Genomic DNA, 4,794 nt, shown 5'->3' with positions numbered 1-4,794 from the left:
GATTTCGGGCAGGTTATTTTCCCAGTTAGCTTCGTATTCAATAGTGAAATACCCTTTGAAATCTTGTTGTTTTAACTCTTCCAGTATTCCTTTCACATTCAAAATACCCGTTCCCCAGACTACATCTTCCAACTGTTTCCCTTCACCTTGCGGAGCGATATCCTTGAAATGCATTGCGATTAGTCTCCCCTGGAGTTGTTGTAGTGCCGGTACCGGATCGATTCCCATTCGCTTGAAATGGCCTACATCAGCGCTTGATCCTAGCAAAGTCCCCCGGTTGCCGATATAATCCAACAAAATCTCCGGTTTCCAATAGGAGTTTTCGTTGGGATGGTTATGTGCAGCTAATTTTATGCCATATTTCCCCGCAAGGTTTTCTACAACGTCCCAATCCTCGCGAGAGGGTTCTGCACTTATAAATTCCATCTCCATGTTTTTGGCAAAAGAAAACACTTTCTCCCACTCTTCGCGTGAAGAAGTCCAAACGCCGGACGATACAATTTTTATATCTTTCGACTTTGCCACTTCTTTCAGTTGTTCTTGTTGTTCGGGAGTTAGATCATAGCCAAAAATAGCATCTCCGAAACCTTCTCCCATCTTTTGTCCCGGATAAATTTCGATGTAATGTAACCCCAGTTGTTGCGTTTTGTCCAAAGCTTCAATCGCTGTGAATAAATGAAAGGTATAGGATTGCATGGAAAGTCTCCACCCCTGTTTCTCGGCCTTGGTTTCCTTTCTGGACGGAACTGTGCAAGCAGACAAGCAACAGGCTAAAAGGAAAAATAAAAGTTTGTTTATTTTCATATTGTCGGTTTTTATAACGATAGCACGCTTAATAATTCAGCGTGCTATCGCATTGATTTATTATCTTAACTATTTGGCATTGCCGGTAACGAAAAGCCGTTATGATAGGTGTGTTTTATCCACTCATTTGCCATATCTAATGCATTAAATTCTGCAAACCTTCTATCAAATTTCGGATCACCATCAATTACTGCATATTCATCAACCGTAACAATTTTAATTTTATCGTTTGGTGAAATATTGGAGAATCTCATGTTCTCACCGTCCCATTGCAGTTCGCGATGCAGTCCTTGCAATCCCGAAAGACGTGTAGCCAGCACACCCATTACTACCATTTCATTAAACGGTCCTGAAAACTGGAAGTTTGATGAAGATTCTCTCCTGCTTGAAGGAGATTCTTTGCAAGCCCTTATCCAGTCTTGTTCGTGGGCATTTGTTGCCCAGATGTTGCCGTTACCTCCTTTTACCCTTGGAATGGTAGGTTCGGGTTGTGTGAAATCAGCCATTTTTGAAGTTGGTAATAACGTTGGATTCATACCATAGCATCCGGTCATAATTTTTCCTTTTGTCCCGATCAGAATGATTCCGCCATTCTCATCCCCCATCATCTCTCCGTCTTTCAATTCCGAAGGGCGGTCGGGTAACAATCCTCCGTCGTACCAATATACTTTTAGTTCTGGCATATTTACCTTTTCTTTTGGTGGGCGTGCAGGGAATTTATAAGTGACGACCTGGGCTTGTGGAGGAGAATACAGGTTTGACAATGTTGAACTCGCTGATACGCTTGTGGGATATTTTAAATCCAGCGCCCAATACAAAGGGTCCATAATGTGACAGGCCATATCCCCCAATGCGCCGGTTCCAAAATCCCAGAACCCTCTCCAGTTCCAGGGTGTATAGGCTGGATTGTATGGCCGTTTTTGAGCAGGTCCGATGAATAAATCCCAATCCAGATCCGCAGGGATAGCTGGTCCACCTTTTGGTTCGGATAAGCCTTGAGGCCATATGGGCCTGTCAGTCCATGTGTGAACTTCATAAACATCCCCGATTATTCCGGATTGCACCCATTCAGCTATCTGTCTACACCAATCAAAAGAATTACCCTGATTCCCCATTTGCGTTGCTACTTTATATTTCTTAGCAAGTTTGGTAAGCAAGCGAGATTCATATACACTATGAGCTAATGGCTTCTGCACATAGGTGTGTTTACCCAGGGTAATTGCATGTGCTGCAACTCCTGCATGAGTGTGATCGGGAGTGGCAACCATAATGGCGTCTATGGATTTACCCATCTTATCAAACATTTGCCGCCAGTCTTTAAAACGTTGCGCTTTTGGGTAATCGCTAAACGTCTTCGATGCATATTTCCAGTCTACATCGCACAATGCCACGATGTTCTCTGTTTTCATATTTGCCAGGTTACGGCGCCCTACACCGCCAACGCCGATTCCAGCGATGTTTATTTTATCGCTGGGAGCCAGATGGCCGTGTGATTTACCCAATATGGTATTAGGTGCAATTGTGATACCAGCTGTTGTAATTGCAGCTGTTTTTAAAAAAATTCTGCGTGAAATTGACATATGTTTTATTCTTATTTAGTTTCCAGAACAAAAGACTGAAATAATTTCGATATTTTATATCTTTGATGGGATTGTTTCGAGATTGATTATTTCTGTTTCATTTTCTCATTCATTCTTTTTTAATAGATTAGGGTTGCTTTAGTTTATTCCTTGAAGTGATGAAACAGAGTCCTATCCCCGTCAACAATCCGTTCATAAGCAGCAGTTCATATCCGACTCTGTAGTTGAAATACCTGTATATTATTATCTCAACCACAAAACAGAGTGTCGGTGCTGTAAAAGCCACGTAAGGCACGTACTTGTCTCTCGGCCTCACCTTAGAATAGAGTCCGAAGAAATAGAGACCCAGTAATGGCCCGTAGGTATATGAGGCAAGCTTATAGATAGCCGTAATTATACTATCCGAACCTATCACTTTTATCAATAGGATAATCAGCACAAATACCGCACTTATACCCAGATGGACTATGCGTCTTGTTTTCACATCTTTCTCCGCCTCTACTTTCGCCTGTCTGGTAGTCTTCATATTCAGGATATCCACACAAAACGAGGTAGTGAGTGCCGTCAGCGCCGAATCTGCACTCGAAAAAGCCGCAGCCACAATGCCCACAACAAATATACCCAGCGCCAGCGACCCCAGATATTCACTTGCTATCAACGGCAGAATATTGTCTGATACATCCGGCAACACAATACCGTTCTGCTGTGCAAAAACGATTATTAGTACCCCTAGGCAAAGGAAAAGAAAGTTGATTGGCGCAAATGCCAGGCCATACGACACTACATTTTTCTGTGCATCTTTGAGCGTACGAATAGTCAGATTTTTCTGCATCTGATCTTGGTCCAGACCCGTCATCACAATTGTAATAAACATCCCGCTGAAGAACTGTTTAAAAAAATTCTGCGTCGATGCCCAATCGTCGAACACGAAAATCCGGGAGTTCGTACTCTCTCTGATGGTTTTCATCACTCCTCCTAAATCCAGGTTCATCCGCATACCCAACTGCCACACTATCAAGACCAGGGCAGTAATAAAAAGGATTGTCTGAAGCCAATCCGTCCATATAATCGTTTTTATTCCACTCTTATGGCTATAAAGCCATATGACCAGAATAATCCCTATCACTGTTATTACGAAAGGCACACCCCACGCGTCGAACACCAGTGACTGCAGTATAAAAGCCACCAGATAAAGCCGTGCAGCTGCGCCCACAATCTTCGAGATCAGAAAAAACCAGGCTCCCGTCTTGTAGGACCTTGGGCCGTATCGTTGACTCAGATAGCCATATATGGTGGTGAGGTTCAAGCGATAATATAAAGGAAGCAGTATATGTGCGATCACCAGATATCCGAAGAAAAAACCAAATACCATCTGCATATAGGTCATATCCAAATTTCTCACCATTCCCGGAACGGAAACAAAGGTCACTCCCGAGATCGATGTTCCTATCATCGCTACTGCTACCACATACCACTTCGATGATTTGTTTGCACGGAAAAACTCATCATTACCCGACCCTTTCCTGCTGGTGAGATATGAAATAAACATCAGTACCGTGAAGTAAACTGCTATTAAAATTAATATAAATGCCGATTGCATGATCTTTTTATAAATAGTATACAATACCTGATAATCGTATTATTACTAAAATATTTATTAGATATACAATTATCAGGATTGTTGACTTTAATATGTTTTAAATATTGATTTAAAATGGTTCTTATTGTGGCACAATCTCAATTATGGTTATATCTTTAGGATTCAATTTCATCTCAATGTGAATATTATTTAAATACGTTTCCAAGTGCTTTTTCCCGCTTGCCTTAATTATGTTGACATCCCCTTCTGCAGAGATATTGTATTTCTCAGGATCAATTGTGAAATCTACAGGAATAATTTCATCACTGATACTTGCTAAAGCAACGGCGATATTTCCATTTTTAGCTTTCCATGTTCCAACATATAGTGAAGGAACATTTTTTTCAAAGGTTGTTACAGTTTCCCCAGTCCTCCCTGCATATATGGAAAGTTTAGAAATTTTTATAATTTCACTGGGGACTTTCAAATCAGGATTTCTGCAAAATTCACCATACAACAGGTAATCTAAGGCATTGTATCTCGTTTTGACAATTTCTGTTAAATAATCAATTTCTTCTTTTCTCTCTGATGCAAGAAAACTATGGTAATTTGCAATTGTAGGCTGCATACCCCATACAAAGGACTTTGCTTGTTCCATTAAAAATTGTTTATTAAACATTTCATCTAATGGTTGTTCTGTGTTGCTTGGAGCATATTCTTTTGGCCATAATTTATCATAAGGAGGGGTAACTAAGGACGAATAGCTACCAAAAGTAATTCCATATTGATGAAAAACGGCCTGAAAAAAAGGAATTGTTTCAGTATTGCCAA

General features: G+C 40.9%; 4 protein-coding genes. All 4 read right to left on the bottom strand.

The window, feature by feature from the left end:
• On the bottom strand, nucleotides 1–804 hold an 804-nt coding region (locus Q0502_RS04520; protein WP_298647674.1), incomplete at its 3' end, for a sugar phosphate isomerase/epimerase.
• 65 nt (nucleotides 805–869) lie between these two features.
• Nucleotides 870–2,384, bottom strand: coding sequence for a Gfo/Idh/MocA family oxidoreductase (locus Q0502_RS04515; protein WP_298647672.1), 1,515 nt, complete (start codon nucleotides 2,382–2,384; stop codon nucleotides 870–872).
• Nucleotides 2,385–2,511: 127 nt separating this feature from the next.
• Nucleotides 2,512–3,984 carry a sodium:solute symporter gene (locus Q0502_RS04510; protein ID WP_298647669.1) on the bottom strand — a complete coding sequence of 491 codons (1,473 nt, stop codon included), beginning with the start codon at nucleotides 3,982–3,984 and terminating at the stop codon, nucleotides 2,512–2,514.
• Nucleotides 3,985–4,105: 121 nt separating this feature from the next.
• Nucleotides 4,106–4,794 (bottom strand): hypothetical protein (locus tag Q0502_RS04505; RefSeq protein ID WP_298647667.1); only part of this gene is annotated, 689 nt, incomplete at its 5' end.

Source organism: uncultured Proteiniphilum sp., assembly GCF_937873925.1.
In the GTDB taxonomy this organism is placed as follows: domain Bacteria; phylum Bacteroidota; class Bacteroidia; order Bacteroidales; family Dysgonomonadaceae; genus Proteiniphilum.
Note: the sequence above shows the minus strand (reverse complement) of the source record. Positions and strands in the feature narration are given on the sequence as shown.